This is a genomic window from Haloterrigena sp. H1 (genome assembly GCF_005938085.1).
Classification (GTDB): Archaea; Halobacteriota; Halobacteria; order Halobacteriales; family Natrialbaceae; genus Natrinema.
In genome coordinates this window covers 1,032,421-1,049,904 of record NZ_SMZK01000001.1, presented here as the reverse complement: position 1 = coordinate 1,049,904, position 17,484 = coordinate 1,032,421, and the positions used below count along the sequence as shown (strand labels likewise).

Here is a 17,484-nt window from a genome sequence, read left to right as displayed (position 1 = left end):
CGTGGACCGTCCTCGACTCCCCCGTAGGCCGGGGCTATACTTATGAAAGTGGATGTACAAGTCACTGGTATGCCTCACGATCAGGACGTCGAAGGTGCGAACGATCCGGACTCTGCGTCGACGTACGAATGCCTGCAGTGTGGAAACGTCGTCAAAGCGACGACTAATCCGGGGAAATGCGAGTGTGGCGGCGAGTTCCACAATCGGGCAAAATCGCTCGAATAATAGGCCGATCGACTACTCCGCGTCAGTCGAACCGGACCGCGGGTCGTACTCTTCGACGGTCTCGAGTAGGTCCTCGATGGTTCCACGAGTGTCGGCGGCGGTCGCGCCGATGAGGCCGCCGATCGCACCGCCAGTACTCGCGGCGTTGCGACTGAAGACGCTGCCGATTGCTGCACCGATCGCTGCGCCGATGGCTGCGTATCGTGCACGCAGCAACACTTCGCTGAGACGTTCTCTCATGTGTCGTACGTTGTGACTGTGAGTGATAAATATATCTCTCGAGCGCGCGTGACGAGGGAGACGGGGTGGAAAAGCGGCGTCTGGAGACGTACCTACAGGAGCGTCTCGACTCCAGCAAGCGACTCGAGGACGTGGTCGGGTTCGATCGACGACTCGGCGAGGGCCGCCCGGTCGGTGACACCGGTGAGTACCAGGGCCGTCTCCATACCGGCGCGGTTCCCGAGTGCGATATCGGTGTTGAGCCGGTCGCCGACGACGAGCGTGTTCGACGGAGCGGCGTCCAACCGATCCATCGCCGCCGTGGCCGCGACCGACGACGGTTTGCCCAGAATCGCATCCGGTTCACGACCGGCGACGGTCTCCATCGCGGCGAGGATCGCTCCCGTGCCCGGAATCTCTCCCTCGTCGATCGGAATCGTCGCATCTGGATCGGTGCCGTAGAAGGGAACGCCACCCTCGAGCGCTCGCAGGGAGTCCCAGAGCGTTTCGAACGAGAATCCCCTGTCGAACGATCCAAGCACGACTTCCGCCGCATCGGGATCGCTCGTCAGTTCGACAGCTGCGTCCTCGAGAATCGCCTCAAGTCGCCCGTCGCCGACGAGGAAGACCCGCTCGTCTGGATGAGTCGCCGCGAGATACGCCGCCGAGACGGTCGCGGAGGTGAGAACGGTCGCCGGATCGACATCGATCCCGTGGGGTGTGAGTTTCTCCCGGTAGTGATCGGCCCCGCGCGTCGGGTTGTTCGAGAAGAGCAGCCGCGAACAGCCCACCGCCTCGAGCGCTCGCAGGCCGTCGATCGCACCGGGGAGTAACTCCTCGCCCCGGACGATCGTCCCGTCGACGTCGAGGATCGCCGCCTCGTACGCTGTCATCGCCTCCCGCTAAGGCTGGCAGGCGATTGAGTGTTTGGATGGCGAGACGACTCCGACGGCACGTGGCGGGCGGTGCCCACGGCTCGATCCACCAGCACGACCGGTGGGAATTCTTATCCGATGACCCGACCTACGACCGCGTATGACACTCGAGGTCGAACCCCCCGAGCCGCCGGAACTGGAGTTCGTCGATCCGAACGAGTACGAGGACGCGACCATCAGCGCCGACGGCGAGGAGATCGACTACCGTCGCGAGGAGCTGCAGGCGTTCCTCAAGGACGGGGCCTGGGAGGAAGCGTTCGACGAGTGGCGCGCGGACACGGACCTCGACGAGCGCGAGTACGGGATCGCTCGCGACCTCGAGCTCTTTGCGGGCTTTGACTTCTTCTGGGACGACTTCGCCGACCGCGTCGGCTATCACGCGCCGGGAATTCCGGAGGACTGGCAGGCACGGAAGTACCACCCGGACCTCGACACGTGGGGAACGGTTTCTTCGATCAACGCCGAGCTCACGGAGTTCGGCCAGATCGTCTCGGTCACGCTCAAAGAGGAGTACGTCGACTGGGAAGCCGAGTACGAACCGCCGGAGGACCTGCCCGATTTCGACTGATACTGCCGGACAGAACTACGTGAAGTCGATCATCCCTACATCGGCCGGCACTACTCCCGAGCAACGGCGATATTGCGAACGTGACTGCCACACTCCGGACAGTGCCCGAGCGACTCGGTAGTCTCCCGGTAGGTGCAGTTCAGACACTCATAGTACGATCGAGCTGGCGTATACGGATCAGTGTATGCCATGGCCACTCATGGGATTCTATAGCGCAAAAGTGTTTCTCTAATAGTGTTCTAGCCGGATACAAGGCACGATAGTACGCTAGATCTCATTAATTACTGGACGAATGACCATCAGGAACAACAGCAGTGAGCACAGCCGCGTCAGTTCGCAGTACTCAACCCTCGATATCGAGCCCGCGGGACTGACGCGTCTGTTGATACAGTTGGCGTCATGACCGGCTCTGTCGGCAAAAACTGATCCCCAGATGGCTGTGGTGAGTGGTCGAAGACGATGGAACTGGCGGTTCACACACCGACTACACGAGCCACGATCGGGCTCGTGGACAGGTGTCCGTGGACTACCCCGTCCACTCGCCCGCGAGGTCGCCGGCGATGTTCGCTCGCCAGTGTTCGAATCCCACCTCGCAGTCGGCGCTGTCGTCGATATGATCAACGAACCCAGCACCGGGCGACGCGAGCTCGTCTCCGCAGAACGGACAGGTGACCGGGTCATTCCAGTTTGTCGTCGTGTTGGTAGCCATTCGTACCTCAGTCTATCATGAACTCTCATATAAACTCTGCCTGGTAATATCTATTACAATATTATGTTATTTAATGCCAACATTACATGGGTCGCAGGACGTTATCACACTGTTCGAGACACGACGCTGGCGACAGTTGCGACTCGAGTATCGGTTTCGAATCATCGAAGCGGGCCGTGAGCCGTCGCAGCGTGCGACTCGAGGGTGCGATCGGAGAATACTCGGTCGTCCGGTTGCGAGTCTCGGCGAGAACGGATGTCGGTTCGACACATCGCCGGACGGGTCGTGGGCTACGACGCGCTCGTGTTGACAGCGGCGATCTGGTTTCTCGCGAAGTTCCTGCGGTATGCCTTCCCGCCGCTGTTCGACGCGTTTGGGACGAGCTACGGGGTCTCGGTCCCGTCCTCGGACCGCCTTTTCGGGACTCATGCACGTCTACGCGATCATGTAGTTTCCGTCGGGCGTGTTCGCAGATCGGTTCGGCTCGTTCGTCGTCATCACGGCCGGGGTGCTCGTCGGTACCCTTTCTGAGACCGCCGGTTTCAGGACCGCGTTCTGGCTGCTCGCGATGGCGATCATCGGTACCACGGTACTGGGCTGTCTGCTCTGGCTCTTCAACCGGAACTCCGATCGTGGCCACTGACGGCCATTGCAATAGCTCGCACTCGGTGTCTCGATCGCCGTCTGAAAGGGGGATTTACCACAGTAAGAGTTAACACACATCTCGGTGTATGCTACCATATGACTCGAAAAGGGGAACGCGAGTACGTCTGCGTCCAGTGTGGTCGACAAGAGACGGTCGGTGACGCACTCCTCAGCACTTGCCAACAGTGCGGGGGCGAGATGCGAAACGTCGACCTGATTCGCGGGTAGTCGTCCTCGACTTCCGTCTGTCCACTCGAGCGAGACATCCCGTCAGGCTGTGACGCAACCTTTGACGCGTAACGCCTCACCGAGCGAGGCTGGCCGCAACGGCGATCAAAACGAGTCCGACGACGGCTGCACCGGCTCCGACTGTGGCATCGCCAGAGAGTGCAGCGATAGCGCCAGCGACGACGCCCGCTCCGCCACCGCCGGCGACGATCGATGGCGGAAGCGCCGGCGTCGCAGCCGCGTCGGCCCGGACGGCTTCGAGCTCGCTCCGAAGTGCCTCGAGTTCTTCCTCCCGGGTGGCCTGCGTCTCGACGTCGTCGATCCGGCCGTCGGTTGCGTCGAGGCGGTCCTCGAGCGCCGAGTGCTGATCGACGACCGTGGTCAGTCGCCCATCCAGCGCGTCGAGATCGGATTCGAGCGCCTCGAGTGCCGATTCGTCGGGATGCGTCTCGACGGCTTGGGCAAGGTCGTCGTGGTCCGCCCGGAGTGACTCGAGACGATCAATGACGGTCTCGAGGTCGGTTTCGACCGCTGGTATCTCGCTGGCCGCAGCCTCGACCGTCTCGAGCGACGATGTGAAGTCGTCGAGACGGTCGCTCTGGTCGTCCAGCTGGGACTCGGTTTCATCGATGCGCTCGTCGTGATCGTCAAGTCGACGCTCGGTCTCCTCGACGCGCTCGTCGATCGTCGCAATCGTCTCAGCGAGTGCATCCGTTTCGCGCTCGAGGTCGGCCTCGAGCGCGGAGAGGTCCGCCGTGAACGTCGCTTCCACGTCGTCGATTCGGTCGTCGACCGTCTCGAGTGTCGTTGTGAGATCGGCGAGGTCCGTCGCGACCGCGTCGAGTTCGTCGTCGGTGTCGGCGAGCGCGTCACGCAGGGCGTCCAACTCGTCGTCCGTGACCGATTCGGCATCGATCCGCTCGACTGTCGACTCGAGCGCCGCGAGATCGTTGTCGAGCGCGTTTGTCGCCGACTCGATACGGGCATCGATGTCGGCGACGGCGGCATCGATCTGACCCTCGAGTTCGTCTTCGAGCGAGTCAAGCGAGGACTCGAGGCCACGGACAGCCTCTTCGACCGTCTCGAGATCCGTCGTGAGGGTATCGACCGTCTCCGTGCTGGCTGTACGCGTTTCGAGGTCGGCCAGTTGCGTTTCGACCGCCGAAATCGTCTCGCCGGCGTCGTCGACTGCCGTCTCGAGATGTGCCAGTTCGTCCGCGATATCGTCGACCCGCTCGTCCGTCGCTGTCGTCGATTCGATGTCGGCGATCGCATCGCGAACGCGCTCGATACGGGTGTCGACCGTCTCGCGGATCGTGTCCAGTTCATCGTCGACGGCGTCGAGCTCCTCGTCGAGGGTCGTCTCGACCGTCTCGATCCGTGCGTCGGTCCGCTCGACGTGTTCCTCGAGGCGGCCAGCAACACCGTCGAGGCGCGTCCGGAGTTCTTCGAGTCGGCCAGCGACGCCATCGAGTCGCGCGTCGCGTTGCTCGATGTCTCGTTCGAGATTCGCGATGTCGCCCGTGAGTTCCGAGACGGTTCCCTCGAGCGTCTCGAGTGACGCTTCGGTCGCGGCGGTCACGGCGAGGTCGTCGAGGTCCGTCCGAACTTCGTTGAGTGCCTCGTCGATCGTCGCCGTCCGATCGGTGACGGTCTCGAGGTCGCCGGCCAGCTCGGCGAGTCGGTCGTCGAGCGTGGATCGCTCGTCGGCTGCGGTCGCCTCGATCTCCGTGAGCGTCTCGCCGACTTCGTCGACATCGGCCTCGAGTGCGTCGAACGCGTCCGACAGGGCCTCGAGATCGGCGTCGAGACTCGCAACGTCAGTTTCGGTGGCGTGGGTCTCGCTTTTGGTCTCGAGATCGGACAGGTCGGCGGCGAACGACTCGAGTCGGTCATCGAGTGCGGCGACGTCTTCGGCGGCAGCCGTCCGTGCCTCGATGTACTCGAGGTCCTCGAACAGGGCATCGAGATCCTCGCGAACGGACTGGATCTCGTCGTCGCGATTCGCGAGCCGATCGAACAGCTTCTCGATAGCGTCGTCCGTCGGATCGGGCGTCGTCTCGGCAGCGTCGAACTCGTCGAACGCGAGTTCCGTGGTCGTGGGTGACGCGCCCTCGACAGCCGACTCAGCGGCGGCCGATTCGGTGTCGCCCCCAGCGGATTCGGACCGGGTCATCGCTTCGTCGGCTTCGACGTCGTCTCGAGCGGCCGCGAGCGCGCCTCGAGCGGCGCTCTCGACGGGGACATCCGCGAGTCGAACGTCTCGGATCGAAAACGGGACCGTCGCCGCATCGAAGCGGCCACCGACGAGGAACTCGAGGCCCTCGATCGCCCCCTCGCCTGCGATCGCGACCGGGATAGACAGCCCCCGCTGGACGTCGTTCTCGTCGGCTTCGTCCCGGATCGCGTCGATCAACTCGGCCACGAGCTCGTCGTAGGCCTCGGCAAGGGCACTCTCGAGTCCGCCTGCTTCCACGTCGGGGTCGAGCGTCAGGTTCTCGAGTGTGCGAGCGACCTGCGACGGCGCGTGACCGGTATCAGCGGCCGCGCGGTCGACGACCCACTCACGTCCCTTCGCGATCGAAACGGTGACTGCTGGCACGCCGTAGTACGCCACCGTCGCACTGGTCGTCTGGGTCTCGAGACAGACGCCGAGTCCGGTGTAGTTGTCGGCCGCAAACTGATCGTAGACGACGGCGAACCCCTTGCTGATCGGCGTTGGATCGACGCCACGATCGGTCAGTGCTGTCGTTACGGCTTCGTGGTGGGTGTCGGTCGGCGCTGCCGAATCGACTGGCGTTCCCGCTGTCGTATAACAGAGTCGGCCGTCGGCCACGTCCCCGATGGCGTCATCGATGAGCGCGTCCAGCACGACCGTTGCGTCCGCAGGGCTATCTTCCGTGAGGAGACCGTTTACAAACAGTGGCTGGGGTTCTTCTTCAGCCGTCGCTGCGGCGTTCCGGGCTGCCGTACCGACCGCATACGTCGTTCCGTCGACCTGGACGGTGTCGCTCTCCCTCGAGAGACCTGCCCTGGTAAGCGTATCGTCGTCGACCGGCATCACGACCGGCGAGACCGAGTCGATCGTCGGGCCGTCACCGTCGTCGGTGGCGGCGCGAATCGCTGCTGGCCCGATATCGAGACCGTACATGCCCTCGGCAACTCAAACCACCCTCTTGTGATTTTTCCCTGGACTACCAGATGTGATACTGCCGGATAGCACGGAGGAGCCGCGAAGCACGATCGCTGACGGCGAGAGAGCTCGAGGCGTGAGACGGGCTGCTGTCAGTCAGTGCCGGTGGGACCGCACACCGGTCGCGGTTGGACCGGTACACAGTGACAGCAGCCCGTTGAGTGGGCGGTCATGGACAGCTATCGAACAGCACTCTACTCAGAAATCCGACGCTATATTGACCAGAATTATCTCGTATCTGAATACTTGTGGCGGGGTGTCACGGAGGCTGTCTTACAGTGGCGTGCCAATCAGAGTATTGCCGGCTACTCAGGGTCTACGCACCGTACGTCATCTCGTCACTGGGTACGCCATGCCACACAAAGAGAGAAATCCTCACGTTTATCTATCAGGCTGGTGGTGGTTTATGTGTATGTCTGAAACCGGGACGGAGTCTCGTCCGCTGGTCCGGCAGCTTCCCGATCCAGCGGCAGCGTCGAACGTCCGGTACAACCCGTCGCTCGAGGAGCTGCGCGAACTTGCCACACCAGACGAGACGACGACTGAGTTCGGGTCGCCGTCGTACGTCAGCGAGTTTCGATCACGGAGTTCCGATCGGACGAAAAACGCCATCGACCACGAGTTCACCGACCACGATCAGGAACTGATCGACGACGCCGTCGATCTGGCTTCCGACGTCGAACTGGTCTGTGTCGACCGGCTGATGGGCCGCCATCCGGACGCCTCGTTCTGCTGTCGGCTGTTCGTTCCCGTCGAGCACGCACGGATCGCCTACGCGTGGGCGAACCTCTTCGAGCCCGCTGACGGCGAGGACCCCGACCTCTACACCGTCCAGCTGCCCGACTACGACGAGACTGCGATTCGCGTCCTGCCCGACACCGGCTTTACCGCCGTGCTGGGCAGCGACTACACCGGTGAGGCCAAGAAGTCGTTCCTGCGGCTGTTCATGTACCGGATCAAACAGCAGGGCGGCCTCGGCCTCCACGCGGGCAGCAAGCGCGTCCGCGTCCGCAACGAAAACGACGACCTCCAGACCGTCGGTCAGGTGTTCATGGGTCTGTCCGCGACCGGCAAGTCCACGCTGACCTCCCACGGCTGCTGGCTCGAGGACCCCGAAGACGCGTCCATGCTGCAGGACGACGTCTGTGGCCTGCTCTCGGACGGCTCCGTCGCCGGCAGCGAGGGCCAGGGCCTGTTCATCAAGACGATCGGCCTCGGCGAGGACGAACAGCCCGAACTCTACGAGGCTGCGACCGACGAGTCGGCCATTCTGGAGAACGTCGCTGTCGATGACGACGGGACCGTCCACTTCGACGAGGACCGCTATACCGCGAACTCCCGGGCGATCATCCAGCGTGACGAACTCGAGAGCGCCGACGAAGAGATCGACCTCGGCAGCATGGATCAGGTTTTCTTCATTACGCGCAACCCCCTGATGCCGCCAGTCGCCAAGCTCAACGAGGAGCAGGCCGCCGTCGCCTTCATGCTCGGTGAGTCGATCGAGACCAGTGCTGGCGACCCATCGCGCGCCGGCGAGTCGATCCGCGTCGTCGGGACCAACCCCTTCATCATCGGCCCGGAGGGCGAGGAAGGCAACATCTTCCACGAACTGATCGACATCCTCGACGTCGACTGTTACGTAATCAACACGGGCTATCTCGGCCAGAAGTCCCAGGACATCGGCGTCACCGAGTCCGTGACGATCCTCACCGAGGCCGCTCGCGGCACCATCGAGTGGACCGACGACGAGGAGATGGGGCTGACGATCCCCGAAACCGTTCCGGGCATCGACATCGAGGAGTTCTACGTACCGGACCACGTCGAGGACTACGACGAGGCGCTTTCGGACCTCCGCGCCGAACGGCGGGAGTATCTCGAGCAGTTCGAGACGCTGCGCGACGAGATCAAAGACGCCGTGTACTGATACTACTGGACAGCAGTCAAGACGACGCCGGTCGCGAATTTGCGGCCGGCGTCACGTCGATCTGTCCGGCAGTATGACGCTGCCGGACACTCGTTCGTCCGACGGACGCGTCGCACACCGTTTTCCGATCTGCGCGAGCCGCTTTCCTGCAGCGAGCACGCCGCTCGAGCGGGAGTGCTGTGCTTACCGCACACAAATACTGTTATATGTGTCGAGTTCCCACGGGTGGGTAATGAGCGCACAGGTACGAACACCGACCGCACGAGTTTGCGAAATCTGCGGCCGCAGCGAAGTATGGGACGAGGACCTCGAAGCGTGGCAACTCGCCCGCGAAGACGGCGAGAAGCAGGTTGGCAATCCGCATTGTCTCCACGAGTGGGACATCAATGGCACGTTCAACCCAGTCGACGATCCCGATAGCTAACTGCCGACAACCCACACGACGGCTATAGCCGCGCGACGACAGTGCTCTTTTCCCCAACTCGAGCGTAGCCCCTGCTATGCCGACCGTCTACATCACGGTCCCACCCGAGGCAGCCGACGAGCTCGCCGATGTGCTCGTCGAGGAGCGACTCGCCGCCTGCGTCAATCAGATCGAGACGACGTCGACGTATCGCTGGGAAGGCGACGTCCATCACGACGACGAAGTGATCCTGTTGGCGAAGACGACTGACGATGCTGCCGCCGATCTCGTTGCACGCGTCCACGAGATGCATCCCTACGACGTGCCCTGCATCGAACGGTTCGACGAGGGAGACATCCTCGAGTCGTTCGCGACGTGGCGAGCCGACAGCGTCGAGTAGTCGTGAGACTCGCGATGGTACGACAGACGGTCACAGGCGATGATTGGCTGAATTAGCAACCCTTAAAACTCGCGCACGGGTTGTGACGGGTATGGCTGGAACCATCGAAGTGCTCGTTCCGGGTGGCCAGGCCAACCCTGGCCCACCGCTCGGTCCCGAGCTCGGACCGACCCCCGTCGACGTGCAGGCTGTCGTACAGGAGATCAACGATCAGACCGAGGCGTTCGACGGGACCGAAGTCCCCGTTACCGTCGACTACGAGGACGACGGCTCCTTCGAGATCGACGTCGGTGTCCCACCGACGGCGGCACTGATCAAAGACGAGGCCGGCTTCGACACCGGCAGCGGCGAGCCCCAGGAGGACTTCGTCGCGGACCTCTCGGTCGATCAGGTCAAAACGATCGCCGAGCAGAAACACCCCGACCTGCTCGCGTACGACACGATCAACGCCGCGAAGGAAGTCGTCGGCACCTGTGCCTCGATGGGCGTCACCATCGAGGGCAACGACGCCCGCGAGTTCAAAGAGCGCGTCGACAGCGGCGAATACGACGACGTGCTTGCGGCCGACGCATAATCGACGGATCTCGAGCGCGTTTCCGTTTTCGCAGCAGTCAGTGAGACGACCACTGAAAGTCAGTGCACACCTGATCGTACGAGAGCTGTGCGATCGGTGTGTCGATCGTTTCAGTTGGTACGATAGGTCGTCGAGTAGCGAACGCGAGCGAAAAACGAGTTCCAGTACGGTCAGTGCCGAGTTCGGAGAGCGATTAGCGAGAGCGTCGAACGGAACGCAGGAACTCAGATTTTGTTCGCGGGCGGGACGGTTCGCTCGTCGGGTCGCGCTGTGCCGACGCCGCTGAACAGGACGCGAATCCCCGCACCGAGACCGAGCGCGCCGGCGAGGGTGGCAACGGCGACGGTCGCCGGAAGTGCCAGCCCGGCGAGCCCACTCACGAGTGCGCCGCCGACGATCCCGACCCACAGCCGGTCGGTCCCGAACCGCGCGGCGAGCGTGCAGCCGATCGCAGTGAGCCCGATCGCCAACACCACCGGAATGACTGTTGCTCCGAGAATGACCAGCGGAATGCCGAAGAACACCCCGATACTGGTGTCGACGATGAGATAGCCCGTCCCCGTAAGGCCAACGACGACGAGCAGGCTTGGAAGCCCGATCCCGACCGATATCACCGGACTGCGTCGCGATTTCGTCACCGCGTTGCTCGCGTAGGAATGGAGCAATCCGAACACGTTCATCGTGACGAGCACGGCGACGGCGAACTGAACACCGACGCGAACGAGCGGCTCGAGCGATCGATACGCCGCGAGCATGCCGTCGGCGACGGGCAGCGTGCCGGTCGAATTCGGAACCGGGAGCCCAACCCTATTATATAAGTCTAATGGCCAAATCGATGTATATTACACGCGACCTTATAATAGAACTTTTGATTATCGGGGTGACATACCAGTTGACGAAGAGACGGGAGACCGTATCGGTCCGTCCTGCGCTCGAAGTGCAATCGCTGATGAGACGCACGGGCACAGCCTGAGCGCGCGGGTAGTTCGACGGGTTTAAGTCTGCGATGACACTTGGTTCAACGGAGACAGGCATCGCCTGTTTCACTGACCCGTAGGAGCACTCCTGCGTACTACGGAGGTGAACGATGGCAGATTCGGATATTGAAACAGCAGTAGCCCGCGCACTCGAGGATTCGCCCGATCGGAACTTTACCGAGACGGTCGACCTCGCGATTAATCTGCGCGACTTAGACCTGAACGAACCGTCGAACCGCGTTGACGAGTCGATCGTCCTCCCGTCCGGTACCGGACAGGAAACGCGTATCGCCGTCATCGCCGAGGGAGAAACCGCAGTCCGTGCCGAAGAGGCAGCGGACGAGGTCCTCTCGGGCGATGACGTGGCCGATCTGGACGACGACGAGGCCAAAGACATGGCCGACGAGACGGACTTCTTCATCGCCGAAGAGGCGATGATGCAAGACATCGCCCGGCACCTGGGTACCATTCTCGGTCCCCGAGGGAAGATGCCGGACCCGCTCGCACCCGACGACGACGTCGTCGAAACCGTCAACCGGCTCAAAAACACCGTGCAGCTTCGCTCCGGCGACCGACGTACGTTCCACACGCTCGTCGGCTCCGAAGAGATGGACGCCGAGGACGTCGCCGACAACATCGACGTCATCCTGCGTCGCCTGCACGCCGACCTCGAGAAGGGGCCCCAGAACATCGACGCCGTCTACGTGAAGACGACGATGGGGCCGTCCGTGGAGGTGGCCTAGAATGAGCGCACAGGCTGAACGCAAAACCGAGAACCTTCCCCAGTGGAAGAAAGAGGAAGTCGACGAGCTCGCCGAGATCATCAGTGAGTACGAGAGCGTCGGCATCGTCGGCATCGCCGGCATTCCTTCGAAGCAGCTTCAGGACATGCGCCGCGACCTGCACGGCACCGCCGAGTTGCGCGTCAGCCGCAACACCCTGCAGACGCGTGCGCTCGAGGACGCCGACCTCGGCGACCTCGTCGAGCACATCGAGGGACAGGTCGGCATCATCGGCACGAACGAGAACCCGTTCTCGCTGTACAAGGAGCTCGAGGCGTCGAAGACGCCCGCTCCGATCAACGAGGGCGAGGTCGCTCCGAACGACATCGTCATCCCCGAAGGGGACACCGGTGTCGACCCGGGGCCGTTCGTCGGCGAACTCCAGAGCATCGGTGCGAACGCACGCATCGAAGAGGGTTCGATCCAGGTCATGGAGGACTCGACGGTCTTAGAGGCCGGCGAGGAAGTCTCTGCGGATCTGTCGAACGTCCTCAACGAGTTGGGCATCGAGCCCAAGGAAGTCGGACTTGACCTGCGCGCCGTCATCGCTGACGGCGTCCTGTTCGACCCCGCAGACCTCGACATCGACATCGAGGCCTACCGGAGCGACGTGTCGACGGCCGCCGCTCGCGCCCAGAACCTCTCGATCAACGCGAGCTTCCCGACCGCGGCGACCGCACCGACGCTCATCGCCAAAGCCACGGGCGAGGCCAAGAGCCTCGGCCTGCAGGCTGCAATCGAGGACGAAGCCCTCATGCCCGACCTCGTCAGCAAGGCCGACGCACAGCTGCGTGCGCTCGCGACCCAGATCGACGACGAGGAGGCACTCCCTGAGGAGCTTCAAGGCGTCGAGGCGGCCGCTCCGGCGGCAGCCGACGACGAGGACGAATCGGCAGACGACCAGACCGAAGACGAGACTGAGACCGACGAGGCCGACGCCGACGATGACGACGACGAAGACGACGGCGACGGCGCGGCCGGTCTCGGCGAAATGTTCGGATAACGACTCACGGAGGATACACCAATGGAATACGTATACGCTGCACTCATCCTGAACGAATCGGGCGAAGAGATCAACGAAGACAACCTCACGGACGTGCTCGACGCTTCCGGCGTCGACGTCGAAGAGTCCCGTGTCAAGGCGCTTGTCGCCGCGCTCGAGGACGTCGACATCGACGAGGCCGTCGAGGAAGCCGCTGCCGTCCCCGCTGGCGGAGCCGCCGCAGGCGGCGCCGCAGCTGCGGAAGGTGGCGACGACGAAGGCGACGAGGCCGACGAGGCCAGCGACGTGCCGGACACGACGGACGAAGACGAGGACGACGAGGACGAAGAGGCCAGCGGCGAGGGCCTCGGCGAACTCTTCGGATAACGTCACCGTCGAACCGGTTTCGACGAGTTGCAAACACCGATTTTTTATTGGACTCATCGAGGAGTGGCAACGCTGCAGTGAAGCGGCGCCAACGGCTCGCGCGCTACCGGGCGAACCGAGAGCATATAAGTGAAGGCGCGGCCAGAGCCGCCGATGGCTGCCCCGGTCGAAGTCGCCGCCGAGCCCGCACTGACGCTCCAGTTGCTCGTGTGGGTCCTCGCCGGCTCGCTGTGTGGTGCCTGTAGCGGGCTCGTCCCGGGACTGCACGCCAACAACTTCGCACTCGTACTGGCGCACCGTCGGTCCCCGGCCCACCGCTGTTCGTCGGCTGTGCGATGCTCGCTGCCGGCGTCGTCCACACCTTCCTGAACGCCGTGCCGGCGATGGCACTCGGCGTCCCCGACGCGGAGATGGCCGTCACCGCACTGCCGGGCCACCGACTCGTCCTCGAGGGCCGTGGCTCCGAAGCGATCAGGCTCTCCGCGCTCGGCAGCGTCCTCGCCGTCGTCGCCGCGGTGCCGCTTGCTGTCCCTGTGACTCGCGTCGTTACAGTCGTCTATCCGACGCTACGAGCCCGGCTATCGCTGCTCCTCGCAACGATCGTGGTCGCGTTGCTCGCCTCGGAGCCGACCTGGCGGAGCCGCCTGGGCGGCCTGCTCTCGTTCGGGCTGGCCACCGGACTCGGCGCACTCACCCTGGATCTCTCGCCGGCAGCGCCGCTCGAGGCCGGCGGCACCCTCGCACCGCTGTTTGCCGGCCTCTTCGGCGCACCGATGTTGATCGACGCGATTCGCGGGAGTGGGATTCCCCCCAGGACGGCCCCGAGATCACGATGTCACGCGGACTCGTCGGAGGGACGGCGGTCGCCGGTACGCTCGCGGGTGCTGCAGTCGGCTATCTGCCTGGTATCACGGCGGCGATCGCTGCGGTCGCGGTGCTGGTCGTCGTCCCGGACGGTGCCAGCGACCGGGGATACATCGTCGCGACTAGCGGCGTCGACACGGCCAACACGGTTTTCGCGCTTTTCGCGCTGGTCGCCATCGGCCAGCCTCGAACCGGTGTGTTAGTCGCCGTCGACAGCATTGGCGTGCCACTCGAGATACCGATCTTGCTTGCCGCCGTCGTCCTCGCGGGGTTCGCTGGCTTCGTACTCGTCCTCGTCGTCGGGGACGCCTACCTCGAGGTCGCCGGGCGGCTCCCCTACTGGCAGGTGTCGACCGTCGTGCTCGCGCTGTTGCTCGTGCTCTCGTTTCTGTTTACCGGGCTGCTCGGCATCGCGATCTTCCTCGCTGCGGCCGCGATCGGGCTGGTGCCAGTTCGGCTGCGAGCACGGCGCGTGCATCTGATGGGCGTTTTGATCGGCCCACTCATGCTGGGTCTCTAATCACGGGGAGAGCCCGAGCCTGCCGCTCGGGCGGTCGCCACGAGGTCCGCGACGCGTTCGCTGGCGACCGGTGCGGTCGTCTCCCCACCTTCCTTGAGCGCAGTGCCGACGATAACGCCGTTTGCACCCGCTTCGAGACAGTCGTCGACGGTCTCAGTCGTCACCCCGCTGCCGACGAACACCGGCACTCGATCGTGGCCGTGCGCTGCGAGCGCGTCGGCGACGGACTCGACGTCCGCGAGCGGTGTTTCGACGCTCGTTCCCGGTCCGGAGACGATTACGCCGTCCGCCCGACCGCGTTCGACCGTCTCGAGTGCCGCTCGGTCGATCGTCTGCTCGCCGACCGGTGTCGCGTGTTTGACGTGGACATCCGCGAGGATCGCGACGTCGGTTGCGAGCCGATCACGAAGCCGAAGCGTCTCGTGGGCGCGGCCCTCGAGGACACCCTGATCCGTCGCGGCGGTCCCGATGTGGACGTTGACGCGGACGAACGCGGCGTTGACGGCCGCGGCGATCGACAGCGCTGCCTCGGCGTCGTTGCGAAGCACGTTGATGCCGACGGGGACATTGACGGCGTCGGTCAGGTCCGTCGCGAGTGCCGTCATTTCGGCGACGACGTGTTTCGGCACGTCATCCGGATAGAACGGTGCATCGCCGAAGTTCTCGAGGATGATTCCGTCGACTCCGCCATCTGCAAGTCGGCGTGCGTCCTCGAGTGCGCGAGCACGGACGGCGTCGCGATCGCCGCCGAACCCCGGCGCGCCGGGGAGTGCCCGGAGGTGGACCATCCCGACGACGGGCCGGTCGGTATCGAAGCGCTCGAGCAGTGCTGTCCGTGTGCTCATACCAGTGCTGAGAGCGCGAGCGGGATAACGTGCTGTGGTAGCGAGAACGAATAGGTTCGAGCCGGCAATCTCCTCCCCCATCACGGCTGTTTTCTCTCCGCCGTGGCTATCTCTCTCCGATGGCCGACTTGCTCTCCACGTTATCGCTGCGCGAAACGGAGATACCGAATCGCATCGCCGTCTCTCCGATGTGCCAGTACTCCTGTGAGCCCGACGGACTGGCGACCGACTGGCACCAGGTTCATCTCGGGAGCCGTGCCGTCGGTGGTGCTGGCATCGTCATGACCGAGGCGACTGCCGTTGAACCACGCGGTCGTATCACTCCCCACGACCTCGGGATCTGGAGCGACGAGCACGCGGCAGCGCTCGAGCCGATCACGGCGTTCATTCGCGATCAGGGTGCCGTACCGGGAATCCAACTCGCCCACGCAGGTCACAAGGCGAGCAAGACGCGGCCGTGGGAAGGTAACGTGCCGAAACAGCCCGACGAAGGGGGGTGGGAAGTGCTCTCCCCGTCGCCGGCTGCCTATCCACCGTTCGACGGCGACCGGCCGGCACTGTGCAAGGCCGACGCGGACGACATTCAGGGCGTGATCGACGCCTACCGCGCCGCGGCCGAACGCTCGCTTGCGGCTGGATTCGAGATTGCCGAGGTTCATGCAGCCCACGGCTATCTGCTCCACGAGTTCCTCTCGCCGGTCACGAACCGCCGGACGGACAACTACGGCGGCAGCTTCGAGAACCGCACCCGACTACTCCGCGAAGTCGTCACCGCAGTCCGTGATGTCTGGCCGGCCGAGAAGCCGCTTTTCGTCCGCATTTCCGGCACCGACTGGCTCGAGGTCCGCGAATCATGGAATATCGAACAGTCCATGCGGCTAGCCGACGATCTTGCCCGCCTCGGCGTCGATCTGATCGACGTTAGCTCGGGCGGACTCCACCCTGAACAGGAGGCTCCTGGCGGTCCAAACTTCCAGGTGCCACTGGCCGAACGCGTCCGCAGGGGGACCGACGTCGCCGTCGGCGCGGTCGGCGGCATCACCGAACCCCAACAGGCCGACGCGCTGGTTCGCAACGGCCGCGCCGACATCGTGCTCGTCGGACGGGAGTTCCTGCGCGATCCGTACTTCGGGCTCCGTGCTGCTGGGGACCTCGAGCGCGATCCGGACGACGTCGCACAACAGTGGCCGGTTCAGTATCGGCGGGCCGTCCGTCGGTAGTCGGCTCGATCAGGCGTCGTGACCGACTCCTCGAGCGGTCACGCAGCGTCGTAGTCGTCTAACCACCCCGTCACTGCCGACTGCAACGCGCCCGTCGTCGTGCCGATGTTCAGCAATTGATACCCCTGCTGTGCTTTCTCGTTGACGTCGTCCATTCCGAATCCGAGCCCGCCCACCGGGACGTCCGCCTCGATTGCCGCCGTGCGGATCCTCTCGACTGCGTCCTCGACATCGGGGTGGTCGAACTCGCCTGGATGGCCGAGCGAGACTGAGAGGTCGAGCGGCCCGATGAAGACGAATCCGAGTTCCGGTACTTCGAGGATGTCCTCGAGGTCGTCGAGCGCTGATTGAGTCTCGACTGTCACGCCGACGACGACCGACTCGTCTTCGGTCGTCACGTAGTCGTCGGCGAGCCCCCAGCGGCTCGCACGAGGGTTCGCGAGCCCGCGCCGGCCGGGATCGCCGTCGTACTCGAACCGACCCGCACGGACCGCCCGCTCGAGTTCGGCGGCGCTGCCGACGCGTGGAAGGAACACGTTCCGAACGCCGGCGTCGAGCGCCTTGCGGACGAGCGCCGGATCGGTGTCGGGGACGCGTACCAGCAGTTCCGTCTCCGTGCCGTCGACGGCCCGGAGCAGTCCCTCGAGTCGTTCGGCGTCCCACGGGCTCGGGCCGCCGTGCTCGAGGTCGATCCAGACGAAGTCGACGCCAAGTGCTGCGTAGAGTTCGACGATCGTCGGGCTGTACGTGCTCTCGAGGACGCCGAGCGCGACGTCGCCGCCCTCGAGCGTCTCGCGGAGTTGGTTTTCGCGTGGCTGATGGCTCACGACTCGGGTTCCCACGGCCACCACCAAAATCGACCTGCCGACCGGTTGCCCGCCGGG

General features: G+C 64.1%; 19 protein-coding genes and 2 pseudogenes. 13 read left to right on the top strand and 8 right to left on the bottom strand.

Going from position 1 to position 17,484, the window contains the following annotated elements; all coding sequences use genetic code 11:
- The first annotated feature begins 69 nt into the window (after positions 1-69).
- Entirely contained in the window at positions 70-225 is a 156-nt protein-coding gene (locus E2L06_RS05340) for a rubrerythrin-like domain-containing protein (protein WP_138779312.1), read from the top strand.
- A gap of 12 nt (positions 226-237) precedes the next feature.
- Here the strand turns inward: E2L06_RS05340 and E2L06_RS05335 are convergent, their stop codons facing one another.
- On the bottom strand, positions 238-465 hold the full coding sequence (locus E2L06_RS05335; RefSeq protein ID WP_138779310.1) for a glycine zipper 2TM domain-containing protein: 228 nt from the start codon (positions 463-465) through the stop codon (positions 238-240).
- A 92-nt stretch (positions 466-557) separates the two neighbouring features.
- A complete protein-coding gene (locus tag E2L06_RS05330; protein WP_138779308.1) occupies positions 558-1,337 on the bottom strand; it encodes an HAD-IIA family hydrolase in 780 nt (259 codons plus the stop codon).
- A 142-nt stretch (positions 1,338-1,479) separates the two neighbouring features.
- On the opposite strand from E2L06_RS05330, the gene E2L06_RS05325 reads away from it, so the two are divergent.
- Positions 1,480-1,947: a hypothetical protein gene (locus tag E2L06_RS05325; protein ID WP_138779306.1), complete on the top strand. Its 468-nt coding sequence runs from the start codon at positions 1,480-1,482 to the stop codon at positions 1,945-1,947.
- 50 nt (positions 1,948-1,997) lie between these two features.
- On the opposite strand, the gene E2L06_RS05320 is transcribed toward E2L06_RS05325, so the two are convergent.
- Positions 1,998-2,138 (bottom strand): rubrerythrin-like domain-containing protein, encoded by a 141-nt coding sequence (locus E2L06_RS05320; RefSeq protein WP_138779304.1) that lies wholly within the window; start codon positions 2,136-2,138, stop codon positions 1,998-2,000.
- A gap of 335 nt (positions 2,139-2,473) precedes the next feature.
- Entirely contained in the window at positions 2,474-2,656 is a 183-nt protein-coding gene (locus E2L06_RS05315) for a hypothetical protein (RefSeq protein ID WP_138779302.1), read from the bottom strand.
- 255 nt (positions 2,657-2,911) lie between these two features.
- On the opposite strand from E2L06_RS05315, the pseudogene E2L06_RS22950 reads away from it, so the two are divergent.
- A pseudogene (locus tag E2L06_RS22950) lies at positions 2,912-3,194 on the top strand (MFS transporter); the annotation flags it as partial.
- 203 nt (positions 3,195-3,397) lie between these two features.
- Entirely contained in the window at positions 3,398-3,529 is a 132-nt protein-coding gene (locus E2L06_RS05305) for a rubrerythrin-like domain-containing protein (protein WP_138779298.1), read from the top strand.
- A 76-nt stretch (positions 3,530-3,605) separates the two neighbouring features.
- On the opposite strand, the gene E2L06_RS05300 is transcribed toward E2L06_RS05305, so the two are convergent.
- Positions 3,606-6,680 carry a chromosome segregation ATPase gene (locus tag E2L06_RS05300; protein WP_138779296.1) on the bottom strand — a complete coding sequence of 1,025 codons (3,075 nt, stop codon included), beginning with the start codon at positions 6,678-6,680 and terminating at the stop codon, positions 3,606-3,608.
- Between the two features lie 454 nt (positions 6,681-7,134).
- Here E2L06_RS05300 and E2L06_RS05295 point away from each other — a divergent pair, with 454 nt between their 5' ends.
- From E2L06_RS05295 to E2L06_RS05280, 4 genes are all read left to right on the top strand, one after another.
- Positions 7,135-8,646: a phosphoenolpyruvate carboxykinase (ATP) gene (locus E2L06_RS05295; protein WP_138779294.1), complete on the top strand. Its 1,512-nt coding sequence runs from the start codon at positions 7,135-7,137 to the stop codon at positions 8,644-8,646.
- Between the two features lie 232 nt (positions 8,647-8,878).
- A complete protein-coding gene (locus E2L06_RS05290) occupies positions 8,879-9,070 on the top strand; it encodes an HEWD family protein (RefSeq protein ID WP_138779292.1) in 192 nt (63 codons plus the stop codon).
- A gap of 76 nt (positions 9,071-9,146) precedes the next feature.
- Positions 9,147-9,449 (top strand): divalent-cation tolerance protein CutA, encoded by a 303-nt coding sequence (cutA, locus tag E2L06_RS05285; RefSeq protein WP_138779290.1) that lies wholly within the window; start codon positions 9,147-9,149, stop codon positions 9,447-9,449.
- Between the two features lie 91 nt (positions 9,450-9,540).
- On the top strand, positions 9,541-10,023 hold the full coding sequence (locus E2L06_RS05280; protein WP_138779281.1) for a 50S ribosomal protein L11: 483 nt from the start codon (positions 9,541-9,543) through the stop codon (positions 10,021-10,023).
- A gap of 224 nt (positions 10,024-10,247) precedes the next feature.
- On the opposite strand, the gene E2L06_RS05275 is transcribed toward E2L06_RS05280, so the two are convergent.
- The gene (locus tag E2L06_RS05275; RefSeq protein WP_394348741.1) at positions 10,248-10,856 is read right to left on the bottom strand and encodes a hypothetical protein; all 609 of its coding nucleotides are present in this window, start codon (positions 10,854-10,856) and stop codon (positions 10,248-10,250) included.
- 254 nt (positions 10,857-11,110) lie between these two features.
- Here E2L06_RS05275 and E2L06_RS05270 point away from each other — a divergent pair, with 254 nt between their 5' ends.
- The 4 genes and pseudogenes from E2L06_RS05270 (at position 11,111) to E2L06_RS05255 (ending at position 14,535) form a co-directional block, all read left to right on the top strand.
- Entirely contained in the window at positions 11,111-11,743 is a 633-nt protein-coding gene (locus E2L06_RS05270; protein ID WP_138779277.1) for a 50S ribosomal protein L1, read from the top strand.
- A gap of 1 nt (position 11,744) precedes the next feature.
- Positions 11,745-12,785, top strand: coding sequence for a 50S ribosomal protein L10 (locus tag E2L06_RS05265; RefSeq protein WP_138779275.1), 1,041 nt, complete (start codon positions 11,745-11,747; stop codon positions 12,783-12,785).
- A gap of 21 nt (positions 12,786-12,806) precedes the next feature.
- Complete coding sequence (gene rpl12p / locus E2L06_RS05260) at positions 12,807-13,151, top strand: 50S ribosomal protein P1 (protein ID WP_138779273.1); 345 nt, start codon at positions 12,807-12,809, stop codon at positions 13,149-13,151.
- A gap of 153 nt (positions 13,152-13,304) precedes the next feature.
- Positions 13,305-14,535: pseudogene (locus E2L06_RS05255) on the top strand (tripartite tricarboxylate transporter permease).
- Here E2L06_RS05255 and E2L06_RS05250 read toward each other — a convergent pair.
- Positions 14,532-15,380 carry a BtpA/SgcQ family protein gene (locus tag E2L06_RS05250; protein ID WP_138779270.1) on the bottom strand — a complete coding sequence of 283 codons (849 nt, stop codon included), beginning with the start codon at positions 15,378-15,380 and terminating at the stop codon, positions 14,532-14,534. The pseudogene E2L06_RS05255 and the gene E2L06_RS05250 sit on opposite strands and share 4 nt — an antisense overlap.
- A 119-nt stretch (positions 15,381-15,499) precedes the next feature.
- Between E2L06_RS05250 and E2L06_RS05245 the strand changes: the two genes are divergently transcribed.
- Complete coding sequence (locus E2L06_RS05245; protein WP_138779268.1) at positions 15,500-16,600, top strand: NADH:flavin oxidoreductase/NADH oxidase; 1,101 nt, start codon at positions 15,500-15,502, stop codon at positions 16,598-16,600.
- A 38-nt stretch (positions 16,601-16,638) separates the two neighbouring features.
- Here E2L06_RS05245 and E2L06_RS05240 read toward each other — a convergent pair whose 3' ends face one another.
- Positions 16,639-17,427 (bottom strand): HpcH/HpaI aldolase/citrate lyase family protein, encoded by a 789-nt coding sequence (locus E2L06_RS05240; RefSeq protein WP_138779266.1) that lies wholly within the window; start codon positions 17,425-17,427, stop codon positions 16,639-16,641.
- Positions 17,428-17,484: the final 57 nt, after the last annotated feature.

What these genes read in the sequence shown, in the direction of transcription:
- E2L06_RS05340 (WP_138779312.1), top strand. Translation starts at nt 70, where the DNA reads ATGCCTCACGATCAGGACGTCGAAGGTGCGAACGATCCGGACTCTGCG.
- E2L06_RS05335 (WP_138779310.1), bottom strand. Translation starts at nt 465, where the DNA reads ATGAGAGAACGTCTCAGCGAAGTGTTGCTGCGTGCACGATACGCAGCC.
- E2L06_RS05330 (WP_138779308.1), bottom strand. Translation starts at nt 1,337, where the DNA reads ATGACAGCGTACGAGGCGGCGATCCTCGACGTCGACGGGACGATCGTC.
- E2L06_RS05325 (WP_138779306.1), top strand. Translation starts at nt 1,480, where the DNA reads ATGACACTCGAGGTCGAACCCCCCGAGCCGCCGGAACTGGAGTTCGTC.
- E2L06_RS05320 (WP_138779304.1), bottom strand. Translation starts at nt 2,138, where the DNA reads ATGGCATACACTGATCCGTATACGCCAGCTCGATCGTACTATGAGTGT.
- E2L06_RS05315 (WP_138779302.1), bottom strand. Translation starts at nt 2,656, where the DNA reads ATGGCTACCAACACGACGACAAACTGGAATGACCCGGTCACCTGTCCG.
- E2L06_RS05305 (WP_138779298.1), top strand. Translation starts at nt 3,398, where the DNA reads ATGACTCGAAAAGGGGAACGCGAGTACGTCTGCGTCCAGTGTGGTCGA.
- E2L06_RS05300 (WP_138779296.1), bottom strand. Translation starts at nt 6,680, where the DNA reads ATGTACGGTCTCGATATCGGGCCAGCAGCGATTCGCGCCGCCACCGAC.
- E2L06_RS05295 (WP_138779294.1), top strand. Translation starts at nt 7,135, where the DNA reads ATGTCTGAAACCGGGACGGAGTCTCGTCCGCTGGTCCGGCAGCTTCCC.
- E2L06_RS05290 (WP_138779292.1), top strand. Translation starts at nt 8,879, where the DNA reads ATGAGCGCACAGGTACGAACACCGACCGCACGAGTTTGCGAAATCTGC.
- cutA (WP_138779290.1), top strand. Translation starts at nt 9,147, where the DNA reads ATGCCGACCGTCTACATCACGGTCCCACCCGAGGCAGCCGACGAGCTC.
- E2L06_RS05280 (WP_138779281.1), top strand. Translation starts at nt 9,541, where the DNA reads ATGGCTGGAACCATCGAAGTGCTCGTTCCGGGTGGCCAGGCCAACCCT.
- E2L06_RS05270 (WP_138779277.1), top strand. Translation starts at nt 11,111, where the DNA reads ATGGCAGATTCGGATATTGAAACAGCAGTAGCCCGCGCACTCGAGGAT.
- E2L06_RS05265 (WP_138779275.1), top strand. Translation starts at nt 11,745, where the DNA reads ATGAGCGCACAGGCTGAACGCAAAACCGAGAACCTTCCCCAGTGGAAG.
- rpl12p (WP_138779273.1), top strand. Translation starts at nt 12,807, where the DNA reads ATGGAATACGTATACGCTGCACTCATCCTGAACGAATCGGGCGAAGAG.
- E2L06_RS05250 (WP_138779270.1), bottom strand. Translation starts at nt 15,380, where the DNA reads ATGAGCACACGGACAGCACTGCTCGAGCGCTTCGATACCGACCGGCCC.
- E2L06_RS05245 (WP_138779268.1), top strand. Translation starts at nt 15,500, where the DNA reads ATGGCCGACTTGCTCTCCACGTTATCGCTGCGCGAAACGGAGATACCG.